Source organism: Sphingomonas sp. IC-56, assembly GCF_021043375.1.
Classification (GTDB): domain Bacteria; phylum Pseudomonadota; class Alphaproteobacteria; order Sphingomonadales; family Sphingomonadaceae; genus Sphingomonas.
The window spans coordinates 14,073-30,916 of the sequence record NZ_JAJNDV010000014.1; the positions used below are offsets into that span (position 1 = coordinate 14,073).

Consider the following 16,844-nt stretch of genomic DNA (forward strand, 5'->3'; position numbering starts at 1 on the left):
GGGTTTACGCGGCTCCCGAGGAGGCGCGTGATCAAAGGGGTAAAGGCGGTTTGGATTGCCGCGCTGGCAGGATCTGCGTTCCTGCCTGGCGTGGCGTGCGCGCAGATCGGGACTCCGAATCCTGGGCAGGGCGCGCCGACTCCTGCGCCTTCCGCTCAGCGAGATGCGCAGGATAAATCCTCCTCGACCGCGTCGACGCAGGATGGGACCGCGCCCTCTACCGACGAACAGATCATTCCCGACGCCGAATTCAATGCGGCGCTGCCCTCGCTGAGCGGCGACATCAACGCGCCGCTGGAGTCGATGGAAGGGTTCCAGCCTACGTCGCCAACGGCATCGGCGCCTGTGCCGGCCAGCCCGGCGCAGATCACCGAGCAGGTCGAGGAGAGCTTTGCGGCGCCGGGTGCGGAGTCGCCTGAATTCGCCCAGCCGCTGCCAGCCTTGTCCGAGTTCCGCGTCGAGCCGGTGAAGATCGAGGGGCTGGAGGAAGAGAAGGCAGGCACCATCCGCTACACTACGGTGGTGCGGGGGTTGGACGATGTTGGGCTGGCCGGCCAGTTCCGCTCGCTTTCTGCGCTGGAGCAGGGTGATGGCGAGGCGGCTAACGCGGCGATGATCTCGGCGCGGGCGCGCGAGGACGAGGCGCTCGCCGTAAGGCTGATGCATTCGCTGGGCTATTATGACGGCACGGCGGTGTCGACGATCGAGCAAACGCCGCGCAATTCGGGCCGGGTGCGCGCGACCATCGCGGCGACTCCGGGCAAGCTTTATCGGCTGAGTACGGTGGAGATCGATGCCGGGCCGACGGTGCCTGCGGGGCTGGTCGATCGTGAACTGAACCTCAATCCCGGCGATCCGATCGACGCGGTGCGGATCCAGGCGGCCGAGGCGAATGTGAGCCTGCGCCTGCCGCAACAGGGCTATCCCTTCACCAAGGTCGGGCAGCGCGACATCCTGCTCGACGAGGAAACCCATTTCGGCGACTACACGCTGCCGGTGGATGTGGGGCAGCGTGCGAGCTTTGGCCGGATCGTCACCGAAGGGCGCCGGCAGGTGTTCGACGTGGATCACATCGAATTGCTGCGGCGCTACAAGCCGGGCGACATCTATGACACGCGCAAAGTCGACGATCTGCGCCAGGCGTTGATCGCGACCAGCCTGTTCTCCACCGTTTCGGTCGAACCGGTGCGCACCGGGCAGCCCGGGCCTGAGGGCACCGAGGTCGTCGACCTGATGGTGCGCCAGACCGCCGGCCGTGCGCGCACGTTAGCAGGCGAAGTGGGTTACAGCACCGGACAGGGCTTCCGCGCCGAGGCGACGTGGACGCACCGCAACCTGTTCCCCGACGAAGGCGCGCTGATTGCCAGCGGGGTGCTGGGTACGCAGGAGCAGGGGATTTCGGGCACCTTCCGTCGATCCAACGCCGGGCAGCGCGACCGCACCTTCCAGGCGCAGGCGGCGATCAACCACTCGGATTATGCCGCGTTCGAATCCTACACCGGCACGCTGTCGGTGCGGTGGTCGCGGGATTCCACGCCGATCTGGCAGAAGCGCTGGACCTATTTCTATGGCGCCGAGATCATCGGCTCCAACGAAGACCGGTATAATTTCAACCGCGGCGAGCGCGACCGCGGCACCTGGCTGATCGGGGCGCTGCCGACGTATCTGGGTTACGACACGTCCGACAATTTGCTGAACCCGACGCGCGGCTTCCGCCTGAAGGGTAATCTCAGCCCCGAAACCTCGATGCGCGGCGCCGCGCGGCCTTATGCGCGGGTGATGCTGGAGGGGACGATCTACCAGCCGGTAAGCTCCAGCATCGTGGTGGCGGGGCGCGCCCGGTTCGGAACGATCCCGGGGATCGACCGCGACGACCTGCCACCCTCGCGGCGCTATTATGCCGGCGGCGGTGGATCGGTGCGCGGCTTTGGCTATCAGGAACTGGGACCGCGCTCGCCCGACGACCGGCCGGTGGGCGGGCGTTCGCTCAACGAGTTCGCGATCGAGGCGCGCTATCGCTTCGGCAATTTTGGCATCGTGCCGTTCGTCGATGCAGGGCAGGTCTATGAGGGCGTTACCCCGACGCTGAAGGACATCCGCCTCGGGCTGGGTGTCGGCGCGCGTTATTACACGAACTTCGGACCGCTGCGGATCGACATCGCGACGCCGATGAACCGCAAGCCCAATGAGTCCAAGGTGGCACTCTACATTTCGATCGGGCAGGCATTCTGATGGCGTCGGACGCACCCGAGACGATGGACCAGGGGCCTGTCGAGCATGTCGTGATCAAGCCGCCGCTGTGGCAGCGGGTGGCGAAATGGACCGCGGTCGTGGCCGGCGGCGTGGTGCTGCTGCTCGGGGCGTTGATTTTGGGGGTGAACACCCAGCCGGGGCGCGATCTGTTGGTGAAGCAGATCAACAAATACACGATGGCGTCCGGATTGAACTTTCAGGTCGGACGGATCGAGGGTTCGCTGTACGGCGCGATGGTTCTGCGCGACGTTCGGGTGCGTGATCCCAAGGGCGTATTCGCCTCGGCCAACGAACTCGCGGTCGATTGGCGACCGTTCAGCTATCTGCATAGCCAGATCGACATACGCAGCCTGACCAGTCCCGAGGTGCGCATCCTGCGACTGCCGGAATTGAAGCAGACGCCGAGCGATCCCAACGCGCCGCTGCTGCCCGACATCAATCTGGACATCGGCCGGCTGGACATTAGCCGGATCGACGTAGCGCCTGCGGTGGATGGACAGCGGCACATCGCGTCCTTGCGCGGCAGCGCGCATCTGGCGGACGGGCGTGCGCAGATCAACGCGAACGCAGGCACCATTGCCGCGCCGGGCGTAGCGGGTGGCGACAGGGTGACGCTTAAGCTTGATGCCGTGCCCGAGCAGAACAAGCTCGACATCGACATGCGGCTCGACGCGCCGGCCAAGGGCTTGGTTGCGGGGCTGGCTGGGCTGGACCGGCCAGTGACGTTCGCCGTCGGCGGCAAGGGAAGCTGGAAGGACTGGCGCGGGCGTGCCGTGGGTACGCTGGGCGGCCGGCAACTCGCCGATCTGAGCCTGATCGCGCGGGACGGGCGCTTCCAGCTGCGCGGGCCAACCTATCCCGGCGTGTACATGGAGGGGCCGGTTGAACGGCTCGCCTCGCCGCAACTGAACGTCGAAGCCGATGCGGTGCTGGCCGACCGCAAGGTCAACGGTACCTACAAGTTCCGATCTGACGCCCTGTCGGTCGAGGCCAAGGGGCTAATCGACCTGGGGCAGAACCGCTTCGGCAACTTTAATATCGATGCGCTGCTGCTTAAGCCGGGCTCGATCGCGCCCAACCTGAACGGGCGCGATGTGCGCGCGGCGCTGGCGCTGAACGGTGCCTTTGCGACCCCGGTCGTCGACTACAAGATCCGCGCCGCGCGGCTGGGCTTTGGCGAGACGGTGGTCGAGCAGGTCTATGCCGAGGGCCGGGCGCGGGTGGATGCCGATCGCATTCTGGTGCCGGTGCGCGCGCGCGCCGCACGCGTGCTGGGGCTCAATGCCGCAGCGGGTGGGCTGGTCACCAATCTGAGCATCGCCGGCGACCTGGCGATTTCGGGCGACCAGATCCTGTCGGACAATCTGCGGCTGCGCTCCGATCGCGTGGACGCCACTGCGATCATCGCCGCCGATATGAGCGAAGGCCGCTATACCGGCGCACTCAAAGGGCGGATCAACGATTATGAGATCAACGGCGTCGGTCTCGTCAACCTGAAGACCGATGCCGAGCTGTTCGCGGCGCCGGGTGGCGGCTGGGGCATCCGTGGCCAGGTGGCCGCGGAGACGCGGCGGATCACCAACGAAGCCGCGCGCAACTTCCTGGGCGGCAATGCAGTGGCTTCAGCGCGCGTGGCGTTGAACCCGAGCGGCATCATCACCTTTGACAATGTACGGCTGCGCGCGCCGCAGTTCCGCGTCACCAGTGGCTCGGGCCGCTATGATCCGCGCGGGCCGCTGCTGGTCAACGCCAATGCCGTCTCGACGCAATATGGCCCGCTGTCCGCGCGGGTGAGCGGCACGCTGACCGCGCCCGAAGTACTGCTGCGCGCGCCGCGTCCGGGTCTTGGCGTCGGGCTGGTCGATCTGGAAGCGCGGGTGCGCGGGCGCGGCAATGCCTATGCGATCACCGCCAAGGGTGGCAGCAAATACGGGCCGTTCGACGCGAACGTCGTGGTGCGGATGGGCGGCGCGCTGGTGGTCGATATCGAGCAGGCGCATTTCGCCGGCATGGCGATCGCCGGACGCGTGCAGCAGACCGCCGCAGGACCGTTCGCCGGCCGTGTCACCTTCGAGGGATCGGGGATTGTTGGCAGCGCCGATCTGGCGAACCAGGCCGGCGTGCAGCGCGCCGATCTCCAGGCGCGGGCACTCAATGCCGCCATTCCCGGCATGGACCAGTTCGCCATCGGCCGCGCGCTGATTTCGGCCAATGTGGTGCTGACCGATACGCCGCAGATCGTCGCGGACGCGCAGATCGCCAATCTTCGTAGCGGGCAGTTCGTGCTGCAGACCGCGCGGGCCAAGATCAATTACCAGGGCGGCAGCGGCACGGCGCAGCTGGTCGCGAACGGATCGTCCGGCGTGCCGTTCCGTATAGCCGCGAACGCGCAGATGTCGCCGGAGCAATGGCTAGTGGCGCTGCAGGGGCAGGGCAGCGGAATCCGGTTCCGCACGGCCAGCCCTGCGCGGATCGCGGTGGGCAAGGACTATCGCCTGTTGCCGACGCGGATCGACTTCGACCAGGGCACGCTGCGCCTGGCGGGCAGCTATGGCGATGGCATGGCGGTGCAGGCACGGCTCGACCGGCTCGACCTCAGCGTCGTCAACGGCTTCGTGCCGGGGTTCGGCGTGGGGGGTACCGCGACCGGTAGCCTGGACTTCGCCCAGACGAACTCCAATGCCTTCCCAAGCGCCGATGCGCGCCTGCGGATCGACGAGTTCACGCGCTCCAGCCTGGCGTCGGTCTCGACGCCGGTGGACGTGGATTTCGTTGGCAAGCTGCTGCCCGACGGCGGCGATGCGCGTGCGATCATCAAGCGCGGCACCACCACCGTGGGCCGGCTGGTCGCGACGATGCGTCCGGCTGGGCCGGGTGCCGGCGGCTGGATGGAGCGGATGATGGCTGCGCCCCTGTCCGGTGGGGTTCGCTACAACGGTCCCGCCGCGGTGCCGTTCTCGCTGGCGGGGCTGGCCAACCAGCAGCTGTCCGGCGCGCTGGGGCTGGCGGCCGACTTCTCCGGCCAGGTCAATGCGCCGCAGCTGACCGGCGTGGTGCGGGCCGACGACCTGACCTACACCAACGAGACCTATGGCACGCGCCTGACCAACATGAAGATCGACGGGCGCTTCTCCAACGACGCGCTGATCCTGAACAGCATGACCGCGCGGGCCGGCGACGGCACGATCACCGCACAGGGTCGCGTCGGGCTGTCCGCAGCCAGCGGTTATCCGATGGAGCTGACCGCCGATCTGCGCGATGCGCAGCTTGCGCGCAGCGAGGCACTGGGCGCCACCGCGACCGGGCGGCTCACGGTCACCAAGAACGCGCAGGTTTCCAAAATCGAAGGCAATCTGACGATCCCCGAAGCGCGCTACGAGATCATCCGGCAGGGTGCCGCCGAAGTGCCCGAGCTGACCGGCATCCGGCGGCGCAGCCAGCTGGCCGCGAACAACAATCGCAACCAGCAGGCGCAGCCTTCCCAGGCGGCGGGCACGTTCGACCTCAACATCCGCGTGCGGGCCGACAACCGCCTGTTCGTGTCGGGCATGGGGCTGGAGTCCGAATGGAGCGCGCGGATCAATGTGGGCGGCACCAGTGCGGCGCCGCAGGTTCGCGGGCAGCTGGAGATCGTGCGCGGCACCTATAGCTTTGCGAGCCGCCGGTTCGAGGTGGAGCGCGGCGTCATCACCTTCCAGGGCAATCAGCTGACCAACCCGACGATCGACCTTGCAGCGAGCACGACGGCCGAGGGCATCACCGCGACGCTGAACGTGTCGGGAACGGCACAGGCGCCGCAAATCGCCTTCACCTCGTCGCCCAACCTCCCGCAGGAGGAAGTGCTGGCGCGGCTCTTCTTCGGCACCAATGTGACGAACCTGTCGGCGACCGAGGCGATCCAGCTGGCCGCCGCGGTGAACTCGCTGCGTGGCTCGGGCGGAGGCGGGCTCAATCCGCTCGGCACGCTCAAGTCGGCGACGGGCATCGACCGGCTGCGCATCCTGGGCGCGGACGAGAATAGCGGGCGCGGAACGTCGCTGGCGGCGGGCAAGTATCTGACCGACGATATCTATATCGAAATCATCACCGACGCCCGCGGCTTCACCGCGACGCAGCTGGAGATCGCCCTCAACCGTGCGCTCAGCCTGTTGTCGCAGACCGGGTCGTTCGGCGGATCGAGCGTAAGCCTGCGCTATTCGCGGGATTATTGAACCGGACCGGTGGAGACGCCATCCTTTAGCCCAGTCCTGCTTACATTCGTGTAAGCAGGCGGGCGGAGGACGCGATGGTTGAACATTTCGATGTGGTGGTGGTCGGTGCCGGCCTGTCCGGGATTGGCGCGGGCTATCACCTCCAGACGCACTGCCCGGATCGCAGCTATGTGATTTTGGAAGGTCGCGAGCGGATGGGCGGGACCTGGGACCTGTTCCGCTATCCGGGCATCCGTTCGGACTCCGACATGCACACGCTCGGCTTCTCCTTCCGGCCCTGGACCGGCGATAAGGCGATCGCCGATGGTGCGTCGATCCTGCGCTATCTGGAGGATACCGGGCGCGAGTTCGGCATCGACCGGCGCATCCGCTTCGGACACCGCGTGACGCAGGCAGCGTGGTCGAGCGCGGAAGCGCTGTGGACGTTGACGGTGAACGAGGGTGACGAGGAGCGGCGCTTTACCTGCGCGTTCCTGCTGATGTGCAGCGGTTACTATGATTATGCGCGCGGGTATCTGCCCGACTATCCGGGCGCGGAGGCGTTTCGCGGGCAACTGGTGCACCCGCAATTCTGGCCCGGCGATCTGGACTGGCGGGGCAAGCGGGTAGTGGTGATCGGCAGCGGTGCCACCGCGGTGACGCTGGTGCCCGAACTTGCCAGAGAGGCCGCACATGTCGTCATGCTCCAGCGATCGCCCACCTATATCGTCGCGCAGCCTTCGCGCGACCGCATCGGCAATGCGCTGCGGCGCTGGCTGCCGGGCAAGACCGCGTACGCGCTGACGCGGTGGAAGAACGTGCTGGTGCAGCAATTCTACTACCAGATCATGCGGCGCTATCCGGCCAGGGCCAAGACGCGGCTGGTGGAGATGGTGCGCGATGAACTGGGGGCAGACTATGATGTCGGCACCCATTTCACCCCAAGCTACGATCCCTGGGACCAGCGGCTGTGCCTGGTACCCGATGCGGACCTGTTCGCTACGATCCGTGCCGGCAAGGCGGAGGTGGTGACCGACACCATCGCACGGTTCACGCCCGATGGCATCGCGCTCAGTTCCGGGCGAACCTTGCAAGCCGACCTGGTGGTGAGCGCCACTGGGCTCAACATCCAGCTGTTCGGGGGCATGCAGGTCAGCATCGATGGCGTGCCGTTCGAGCCGGCCCGGCACCTGACCTACAAGGGCATGATGTTCGCCGATGTGCCCAATCTGGCGATCGCGTTCGGCTATACCAATGCAAGCTGGACACTGAAGGCGGACCTGACCGCCAAATATGTCACGCGCCTGCTCAACGCGATGCGTAAGCGCGGCATGCGGCAAGTCACGCCGCGCGTTTCGGAGCCGGTGGAGGATGTGCCATTCCTCGACTTCACGTCGGGCTATGTCCAGCGTGCCGCGGCCGCGCTGCCGCGGCAGGGCAGCCGGACGCCGTGGCGGGTGCATCAGAACTATGCACGCGACCTGTTCGCGCTGAAGTTCGGATCGGTGGACGAGGAAATGGAGTTTTCCAGCCCCGAGCCGCGCCGGGTGGCCTGACCGGGCACCAAGCCGCGCCGCAGCCGTTGGTGGGGGCATGGAGAACCTGCCCCAGCTGATTGCGGACGCTGCCGAGCCGTTGCCCGACATCGACGACCCCGCCTTTGCCGAAATCGCCGACCGCTTTGCCGATGCGCAAGTGGTGCTGTTGGGGGAGGCGAGCCACGGGACGTCCGAGTTCTACCGGGCGCGGGCGGCGATTACGCGGCGGCTGATCGAGCGGCACGGCTTCACGACTGTCGCGGTGGAAGCGGACTGGCCCGACGCGGAAGTGATCGACCGCCATGTCCGCCAGCGGCCGGCGGTCGACCTGCCGCCGCCGTTCCAGCGCTTCCCCACCTGGATGTGGCGCAACCGCGAGTTCTTCGGCTTCGTTGAATGGCTGCGCGCGCATAATAGTGGGTTGGAGGAGGGCGCGCGGGCGAGCTTCCATGGCCTCGACCTGTACAATCTCAACGGGTCGATCCGGGCGGTGATCGACTATCTCGACCGGACCGATCCGGAAGCCGCAGCCGTGGCGCGCGAGCGCTATGGCTGTCTGGCGCCGTGGCGTGACGCACCGGAACGCTATGGACGGCTGGCGATCACCGAGGGCTTTGCGCGGTGCCAGAAGGCAGTGCTCGGCACGCTTCGCGACTTGCTCGACAAGCAGGCGCCGCTGATCGCAGCGAGCGGGGAGGACTATCTCGATGCGACGCAGAACGCCCGACTGGTCGCCAATGCCGAGGCCTATTACCGGGCGATGTACTATGGCTCAGCGGAGAGCTGGAATTTGCGCGACGAGCATATGTTCGACACGCTCGACCTGCTGATACGCGCCAAGGGTGGCAAGGCGGTGGTGTGGGCGCACAACTCGCATCTGGGCGATGCGCGCTTCACCGACATGGGGATGGAGCGCGAAGAGCTGAACCTGGGGCAGCTGGTGCGCGAGAAATATGGCGACGAGGCGCGGCTGATCGGCTTCGGGACGCATGGTGGGACGGTGGCGGCGGCGGATGATTGGGACGCGCTGATGAAGGTCAAGCAGGTGAACCCCTCGCGGCCCGACAGCTATGAGCGGGTTTGTCATGATAGCGGCGTGCCGCGCTTTTTCCTGGACCTGCGGCAGGAGCGGGCGGTGCGGGAGGCACTTATGACGCCGCGGCTGGAGCGGTTCATTGGCGTGATCTACCGGCCCAATACCGAGCGCTGGAGCCATTACTCTACCGCCGTCCTGCCGCAGCAGTTCGATGGGTGGTTCTGGTTTGACGAAACGCGGGCAGTGGAGGCGCTGGGCGGGGCCGAGGAAGTGGGTGGGCGCGAGGATACTTGGCCGTTTGGGTTGTAGGTATACATAGAAGTTCCCCGGCGGAGGCCGGGGCCCAGTTGCAGGCCAGTAGCGGCTCTCGTCCCGCGCCCACGACAAGACGCCGAAGCTGGGCCCCGGCCTTCGCCTGGGAACTGATTAGTTAGTACTGATCAGCGCAAGAGCGGCGTCGACGCCGGTCTTGTAGGCGCCGTGGGCGGTGGAGAACTCGGTGGGCGAGCAAGCCTCGCCGGCAAAGCGGATGCGCTCGTCCACGGGTGTGGTGAGCACCCGGCGCATTGCGGCCTGTCCCGGGAGGGCGTGGCTGTAGCTGCCCAGGATGTGCGGGTCCTTGCCCCAAGCGGAGCCTGCAACCAGCCTTAGACGCGGGCGCCAGTCGTTGCCGAGCAGCGCACAGAGCTCGTCGATGGCGAAGGCAGCGGCACCGTTAAGGCCCGCAGCTTCCATGGCTTCTGCGCCTTCGCCGCCGAACATCGCTTCTATCACCGGGTGGCCGACGGGACGCAGCGTGTAGGTGGCGGTGACCGGCGAGCGTGGGTTGCCGAGGAGATGGGAATTGGGTTCGAGTTCCTCCGCGCGGTCGACGGCGAGGAAGAACTTGTCGGCCAGGCCGAGGGGCAAGCAGGCGGCGGCGTGGAGAATGTCGTCGAAGCGTGGGTCGAAGCCGATCGTGCCGGTGGCGAGGACGTTGGTGGAGACGGTGACGATCGCCGCGTCGGCAGTGAGGGAGCCGCGGGGCGTATCGATCTGCAGGACCTTGGCGTTGCCGCTGATGCGGGTGACTGGCGTGCCGAGTGCGACGCGGGCACCGGCGGCGTGGCGGGCGATCAGGGATCCATAGCCTTCAGCGACCCGCCAGTCGGTTTCGGTCGCGGCATCGTCATAGGCGAGATAGTCGGCGATCGAGACCTCGCCATTGCCGACGCCGTTGATGTAGCCGCTGATCGCATCGAGATAGCCATTCCATTCGCAGCCGGGCTCAAGCGCATCCGCGGCGCGGTCACTGGCCGGCGGCTCCTCACGCATGCGGCGATCAAAGGCGGCATAGGCCTGGCCTGCCGCTTTTTGCTGCTCCGGGGTAAAGCCGAGATCGCGCCATTGCTCCCGCCAGCGGGGGAGGGTGCGGTCAACCGTGAACCCTTCCGCCTCGGCGATAGTGACCCAGGGATTGTGCTCGGCCGAGTGGAGCCAGCCGGCGCCGAGGTCTAGCGGAAAGCCGCGGGTCCACACGGTGTGCGCGCGGCCGCCGAGGCGGTCCTTTGCCTCAAGCAGCAGCGCGTCATTGCCGGCATCGGTCAGCGTGCGCAGCGCGGCGACGCCTGCTGCACCGCCGCCGATCACGGCGACCCCGACGTGAGTCACTGACCCGGCATAGGCTTGGGCTCAGCGGTGCCGGAGGTGGAGAGATGCTTGGCTTCTTCCTGGGCGCGGAGCGAGGCGGCGTCGCCGGCAACCGCGGGGCTGGCCGGATTGTTGGGCGTAGCAGCCTCCTGAGTGCGGGTGGCGTTCGGGGCGCCTTCCGCAGCGCTCTGGCCGCCCAGGCCGCCGCCAGCCGGCACGTCCTGCAACGGCTCGTCGGCGGTGAGTTGGTGGGCGGCGGTGGTTTCCTCGCGCAGTTCGGGCGTGTCGTTCAGCGGGGCGCGGTTCGGATCGGTCATGGCATTGCTCTCCTTGTCCGATCCAACGCGCTTCAGGCCGGGCGGCTCCGCAGCAGCGCCGAGCGGAGGCATTCGCAGACCAGTTCGCCGCGCTGGTTCAGCATGCGGTGCTTCCAGGTGACGATGCCCTGGCCAGGGCGCGACTTGGAGGGGCGGAGCTCGACCACTTCGCTCTCGGCGCGCAGCGTGTCGCCGAGGAATACCGGCTTGGGCATGCGCAGTTCGTCATAGCCGAGATTGGCGACCAGCGTGCCGGCGGTGGTGTCGCCCACGGTGATGCCGACCATCAGGCTGAAGGTGTAGGTTCCGTTGACCAGGATCTGGCCGAATTCGGAAGCCCGTGCGGCCTCCGCATCGAGGTGCAGCGGCTGTGTGTTGTGGGTGAGGGTGGTGAAAAGGAGATTATCGGTTTCGGTCACTGTGCGGCGCAGATCGTGCTGGACGACGTCGCCGACCTCCCATTCATCGAAGAACCGTCCGGGCATTACTGGGCATCCTTCAGTTTCAATTTGAAGCCGGTGTGGCTCTTTGCCCAGCCGAGCCTTTCGTAGAATCGGTGGGCGTCGGTGCGTTCGTTGGACGAGGTCAGCTGGACCAGAAAGCAGTCCCGCTCGCGGCAGCGGTCGACCGCCCAGGCGATGAGCTGCTCGCCATAGCGGCGGCCGCGATGACTGCTCGCGATCCGAACCGCCTCGATCTGGCCGCGCCAGGCACCGCGGAAGGACAGGCCGGGGATGAAGCTGAGCTGGAGCGTGCCGATCACCTGGCCGTCAAGTTCTGCGGCGACGAGCAACTGGTTGAGGTCGGCGTCGATCGCGTCAAAGGCGGCGGCGTAGCGGGGATCGGCTGAGTCTGTTTCACGGTCGGCGGGGAGGGTGTCCTGTGCCAGCATTGCAAGGATGCTGGGAAGGTCTTCGCGGGTTGCTGAGCGAATGGTGAGCACGCGCTCGGGGTGTGTGTCGCTTGGCATGTTCCCTCTCTTGTTCCCCGGCGAAGGCCGGGACCCAGTTGCCACCGGCTTGTAGCTGGGCCCCGGCCTTCGCCGGGGAACATTAGCTCTTTTATTCGGTTCGCTCGACCTTCACCAGCAGCGTGCCTTCGCCGACCTGGCTACCCGGCTCCGCGTTGAGTTCGGCGATGGTCCCCTCGAATGGCGCGACGAGGCTGTGTTCCATCTTCATGGCCTCAAGGGTGACGAGGCGCTGCCCCTTCGTCACGGTAGCTCCGGGGACAACCTCCACCGCGGTGATGCGCCCCGGCATCGGTGCCAGGAGCGCGCCATCGGCGGCAGCGCCGGCGCTACCGCTGCCGCGGGGTTGATGCAGGCGGAAGCCGCGGCCGTCGCCTAGGAAGAAGCTGACGACTTCCTCCTGCGGCTCGCCATCGTGCGGTGTGGCGTCGGCGACGGTGTAGAGCGTGCCGGCATCATCGACGATGCGGATGTCGCTTCGTGCCGGTGCATTGGCGCGGAAGCCAATTGCTGCCTCCCACACGCCTGAGGCGGGACGCGCGGCGAGCGCCCCGGCAACGTCGCGCAGGTGATCGTCCTGGGGTTCGGGCGCCTTAGTCAGCGCTTCGCCACGGCGTTCGATCAGGCCGGTGTCGAGGTTGCCGCACTGGAAGTCTTCATCGCCGCAGATGCGTGCGAGGAATCCGGCGTTGGTGCGCACCGGCCAGACTTCCACGTCGGTGGTGGCGTCCCACAGCGCCTCGATCGCGTCGATCCGGTCGGCTTCGTGCACGACGATCTTGGCGATCATCGGATCGTAGAAAGGTGACACGCTGCCGCCTTGCCCGACCCCGGTTTCGATGCGAGCGGCTTCCGGCAGGCGCAGATGCTCGAGCGGGCCGGTGGACGGAAGAAACCCGGTGGCGGGGTTCTCGGCATAGAGCCGCGCTTCCATTGCCCAGCCGGTGATCGACAACTCGTCCTGCCGCCTGGGCAACGGCTCGCCGCTGGCGACGCGGAGCTGCCATTCGACGAGATCCTGCCCTGTGATCTCCTCGGTCACCGGGTGCTCGACCTGAAGGCGGGTGTTCATTTCCATGAACCAGATGCGGTCGGCTCGCAGGCCTTCGGAAGCGTCCGCGATGAATTCGATGGTGCCGGCGCCGACATAGTCGACCGCCTTGGCGGCCCGAACGGCGGCGGCGCAGATCGCCTCGCGGGTGGCCTCGTCCATGCCTGGCGCAGGGGCTTCCTCGATCACCTTCTGGTGGCGGCGCTGGAGCGAGCAGTCGCGCTCGAACAGGTGGACGACGTTGCCATGGCTGTCGCCGAACACCTGCACTTCGATGTGGCGGGGGCTGAGGATGTACTTTTCCAGTAGCACCCGGTCGTCGCCGAACGAGGACGCTGCCTCGCGCTGGCAGGATTGGAGGAGGTCGGCGAACTGCGCGGCATCGTCGACCCGGCGCATGCCCTTGCCGCCGCCACCCGCGACGGCCTTGATGAGAACGGGGTAGCCGATCGCATCGGCCTCGGCGCGGAGGCGTTCGGGGGACTGGTCCTCGCCGAGATAGCCCGGGGTGACGGGTACGCCAGCCGCGATCATCCGCGCCTTCGCGGCGTCCTTGAGGCCCATGGCGCGGATGCTGTCAGGGTAGGGCCCGACCCAGATCAAACCGGCGCCGAGCACCGCCTGGGCGAAGTCGGCATTCTCCGAGAGGAAGCCATAGCCGGGGTGGATCGCCTCGGCGCCGGTTTCCAGCGCGGCGGCGATGATCTTGTCGCCAACCAGATAGCTTTCGCGGGCCGCCGAGGGGCCGATATGCACCGCCTCGTCGGCCTGACGGACGTGGAGTGCGTTGGCGTCGGCGTCGGAAAAGACCGCCACGGTGTGGATACCCATCGCCCGCGCGGTGCGGATGATACGGCAGGCGATCTCGCCGCGATTGGCGATCAGGAGCGAAGCGATCATCGGGGAACAACCATTTGGCTGGGTGTGAAGTTGAGGAAGTCGGGGTCTTCGTACGGTCTGGCCGTGGAGTGAACCACGCGGAATTCTACAGCGATGGTCATGGATGCGGCTCCGGAAAGCCGTGGCGCTCGTGGAGCGCGCGGAGCAGGCCGGCTTGGTCGTTGACGAAAGCAGTGCTGCCGTCGGGATGGGTCCACACCAGCGCGGGCAGGTTCTGATTGGCCTCGCCGATCGCCTCGACCACCGCTTCGCGCGGGCGAGGCCAGGCGACGCGGACGACCTCGATGTTCGCACCGCGCTCCGGGAAGGCAGCCAGCAGCCCTTCGACGGTGATGCAATCCTTGCAGTAGAAGCGCCGCTCGCCGCCATGGGCCGGATCGGCCCAGTCGGTGTCGAGCAGGAACAGGCGATCCTTGGTCATGTGCTGGCTCCGAAGGTCGTGCTGGGCATGGAGGGGTGCGGGCTCAGCATGCCACGCCCGCGTCGCCGCGCAGGGTTCTGCTGGCCTTGCCGGTGGTGACGGTAAGGGAGGCGGGCCAACCGGCGCTGTCGCTTTCGGGGAAGCTTTGCGTGGCGCCGGTCTTTCGCAGTCGCAATGTCCGGCCTCCGCAGTTCAGGGCGCGCGTGCCGCCGGTGAAGGCGTCGAGAGTTGTCTGGTCGAAGCGGCACAGGTCGAAGCCCTGCGACGTGCGGAGCATGAGGTCGCGGCCGATCGCCTGGAGGAGGGTCTGGTTGGCCCGGGCAAACGAGAAGGCGCAGCCGGTTTCGTGCGTGCGGTTTAGGTCTGCTTCGGTGAGGGGGAGCAGGGTGGGAGCCTGTGCCGCGAGGTGAAGGGCGAGGGTGAGGAGCATCATACCTCCCCGGAACGGGGAGGGGGACCGCCGGCCGCAGGCCGGTGGTGGAGGGGTGCTCGGACACGGCACGCCGCGACGATCGCAGTGATTACCGCGGGGAGGTCGGAGAGCACTTCGCGCGCGCGGATGCGCAGGGTGGCGAAGCCGTATTCAGCGAGCACCCTGTTACGGACCCTGTCGGCAGCAGGCCGGTCCCCGCGTGCGTGGTGCTCGCCATCGACTTCGATTGCCAGCCGCGCTTCGAGGCAGGCGAAATCGAGCCGGTAGGGAGGCTGAGGATGCTGGCGGCGAAACTTGAAGCCGCCCGGCCGTTTGCGAAGGGCCTGCCAGAGCAACACCTCGGGCAAGAGCATCTTGCGTCGGTCTTGGCGAGCCTGCCTCACGTGCTTGATCGGCGCACAAAGCACTTCGGGCAGGCGTGGGCCCCCTCCACCAGCCTTCGGCTGGTCCCCCTCCCCGTTCCGGGGAGGAGTTGAAGGTGCAGCCTGCCCCCTCACATTCGGAACACGCCGAACTGAGGGCGTTCGGGAATGGGGGCGTTCAGCGTCGCCGCCAGGGCCAGCCCCAGCACGTCGCGGGTTTGTGCCGGGTCGATGATCCCGTCGTCCCATAGCCGCGCGGTCGCGTGCCAGGGATTGCCTTCGTCTTCGTACTTTTGCCGGACCGGGACCTTGAAAGCCTCGGCTTCCTCGGGCGACCATTTGTCTGCGTCGCGGTGAACGGTCGCCAGCACGCTCGCCGCCTGTTCGCCGCCCATCACGCTGATCCGGCTATTGGGCCAGGAGAAGAGGAAGCGCGGGTCATAGGCGCGGCCGCACATGCCGTAGTTGCCCGCGCCAAAGCTGCCGCCGATCAGCAGCGTGAGCTTGGGCACGGTGGCGGTGGCTACAGCGGTGACCAGCTTTGCGCCATGTTTCGCAATGCCTTCGGCCTCATACTTGCCCCCTACCATGAAGCCGGAGATGTTCTGAAGGAACAGCAAAGGCACGCGGCGCTGGCAGGCGAGCTCGATGAAGTGCGCGCCCTTCTGCGCGCTCTCGCTGAACAGCACGCCGTTATTGGCCAGGATCGCGACCGGCATGCCCCAGATATGCGCAAAGCCGCAGACCAGCGAGCTGCCATAGAGCGCCTTGAACTCGTGGAACTCCGAGCCGTCGACGAGGCGGGCGATCACCTCATGCACGTCATAGGGGGCGCGGACGTCCTGGGGGACGATGCCGTACAGTTCCTCCGGCGCGTATTTGGGCGGGCGCGGGTCGAGCAGCTTGAGGTCGGGGGTGCGGTCGGCGGGCAAGTGGCTGACGATGTCCCGTACGATGGTCAGTGCGTGCTCGTCATTCTCGGCGAGATGGTCGACCACGCCGGACTTGCGCGCGTGCAGGTCGCCGCCGCCAAGATCCTCGGCGCTGATCACTTCACCGATGGCGGCCTGTACCAGAGGCGGGCCGGCGAGGAAGATCGTGCCCTGGTTGCGGACGATCACGCTCTCGTCCGACATGGCGGGAACATAGGCGCCGCCGGCGGTGCAGCTGCCCATCACGCAGGCGATCTGGGGAATGCCCTGCGCGGACATGTTCGCCTGGTTGAAGAAGATCCGGCCGAAATGCTCCCGGTCGGGGAAAACCTCGGCCTGGTGGGGGAGGTTGGCGCCGCCCGAATCGACCAGATAGGTGCAGGGCAGGCGGTTCTCCTGCGCGATCGCCTGCGCACGCAGGTGCTTCTTGACGGTCAGGGGGTAATAGGTGCCGCCTTTCACCGTGGCGTCGTTGCAGACGATCATCACCGTGCGGCCCGAGACGCGGCCGATGCCGGCGATCACGCCGGCGCCCGGGACCTCGTTGTCATACATGCCATTCGCCGCGAGCTGGCCGATTTCGAGGAACGGCGCGCCGGGATCGAGCAGCCGTTCGACGCGCTCGCGCGGCAGCAGCTTGCCGCGGGCGGTGTGGCGTTCACGCGCCTTGTCGCTGCCGCCCAAAGCCGCCTGCGCCACATCGGCGCGCAGGCGATCGGCCAGCGCGCGGTTGTGCGCGGCATTGGCGCGGAACGTCTCGCTATCGACCGAGACCTTGGTGTCGAGCACCGGGGCGCTCATGCATCCTCCTT

Annotated in this window: 13 protein-coding genes; 4 read left to right on the forward strand and 9 right to left on the reverse strand. The window is 67.1% G+C overall.

All coding sequences use genetic code 11. The features are described from left to right. Positions 1-27 precede the first annotated feature (27 nt). The 4 genes from LQ953_RS15455 to LQ953_RS15470 all read left to right on the forward strand — a co-directional run bounded on the left by LQ953_RS15455 (position 28) and on the right by LQ953_RS15470 (position 9,326). Complete coding sequence (locus LQ953_RS15455) at positions 28-2,232, forward strand: BamA/TamA family outer membrane protein (RefSeq protein ID WP_231031885.1); 2,205 nt, start codon at positions 28-30, stop codon at positions 2,230-2,232. Continuing rightward, the gene (locus LQ953_RS15460; protein ID WP_231031886.1) at positions 2,232-6,464 is read left to right on the forward strand and encodes a translocation/assembly module TamB domain-containing protein; all 4,233 of its coding nucleotides are present in this window, start codon (positions 2,232-2,234) and stop codon (positions 6,462-6,464) included. The genes LQ953_RS15455 and LQ953_RS15460 overlap by 1 nt, the downstream gene beginning before the upstream one ends. 74 nt (positions 6,465-6,538) lie before the next feature. After that, the gene (locus LQ953_RS15465; protein ID WP_231031887.1) at positions 6,539-7,999 is read left to right on the forward strand and encodes a flavin-containing monooxygenase; all 1,461 of its coding nucleotides are present in this window, start codon (positions 6,539-6,541) and stop codon (positions 7,997-7,999) included. Positions 8,000-8,036: 37 nt separating this feature from the next. Next, positions 8,037-9,326 carry an erythromycin esterase family protein gene (locus LQ953_RS15470; protein ID WP_231031888.1) on the forward strand — a complete coding sequence of 430 codons (1,290 nt, stop codon included), beginning with the start codon at positions 8,037-8,039 and terminating at the stop codon, positions 9,324-9,326. A gap of 117 nt (positions 9,327-9,443) precedes the next feature. Here LQ953_RS15470 and LQ953_RS15475 read toward each other — a convergent pair whose 3' ends face one another. The 9 genes from LQ953_RS15475 to LQ953_RS15515 form a co-directional block, all read right to left on the reverse strand. Then, on the reverse strand, positions 9,444-10,667 hold the full coding sequence (locus LQ953_RS15475; RefSeq protein WP_231031889.1) for a flavin monoamine oxidase family protein: 1,224 nt from the start codon (positions 10,665-10,667) through the stop codon (positions 9,444-9,446). Continuing rightward, positions 10,664-10,963 (reverse strand): hypothetical protein, encoded by a 300-nt coding sequence (locus tag LQ953_RS15480; protein ID WP_231031890.1) that lies wholly within the window; start codon positions 10,961-10,963, stop codon positions 10,664-10,666. Before LQ953_RS15480 ends, LQ953_RS15475 begins: the two co-directional genes overlap by 4 nt. A 32-nt stretch (positions 10,964-10,995) precedes the next feature. Beyond that, a complete protein-coding gene (locus LQ953_RS15485; RefSeq protein ID WP_231031891.1) occupies positions 10,996-11,448 on the reverse strand; it encodes a MaoC family dehydratase in 453 nt (150 codons plus the stop codon). Further along, positions 11,448-11,933 (reverse strand): GNAT family N-acetyltransferase, encoded by a 486-nt coding sequence (locus LQ953_RS15490; protein ID WP_231031892.1) that lies wholly within the window; start codon positions 11,931-11,933, stop codon positions 11,448-11,450. The genes LQ953_RS15485 and LQ953_RS15490 overlap by 1 nt, the downstream gene beginning before the upstream one ends. 91 nt (positions 11,934-12,024) lie before the next feature. After that, positions 12,025-13,884, reverse strand: a complete 1,860-nt coding sequence (locus tag LQ953_RS15495; protein WP_231031893.1) for an acetyl/propionyl/methylcrotonyl-CoA carboxylase subunit alpha — start codon at positions 13,882-13,884, stop codon at positions 12,025-12,027. Positions 13,885-13,981: 97 nt separating this feature from the next. Further along, the gene (locus tag LQ953_RS15500; protein ID WP_231031894.1) at positions 13,982-14,305 is read right to left on the reverse strand and encodes a DUF3088 domain-containing protein; all 324 of its coding nucleotides are present in this window, start codon (positions 14,303-14,305) and stop codon (positions 13,982-13,984) included. Between the two features lie 43 nt (positions 14,306-14,348). Next, positions 14,349-14,735: a hypothetical protein gene (locus LQ953_RS15505; protein WP_231031895.1), complete on the reverse strand. Its 387-nt coding sequence runs from the start codon at positions 14,733-14,735 to the stop codon at positions 14,349-14,351. Beyond that, positions 14,735-15,091, reverse strand: coding sequence for an endonuclease domain-containing protein (locus tag LQ953_RS15510; protein ID WP_231031896.1), 357 nt, complete (start codon positions 15,089-15,091; stop codon positions 14,735-14,737). Before LQ953_RS15510 ends, LQ953_RS15505 begins: the two co-directional genes overlap by 1 nt. A 140-nt stretch (positions 15,092-15,231) precedes the next feature. Continuing rightward, positions 15,232-16,833: a carboxyl transferase domain-containing protein gene (locus LQ953_RS15515; RefSeq protein ID WP_231031897.1), complete on the reverse strand. Its 1,602-nt coding sequence runs from the start codon at positions 16,831-16,833 to the stop codon at positions 15,232-15,234. Positions 16,834-16,844: the final 11 nt, after the last annotated feature.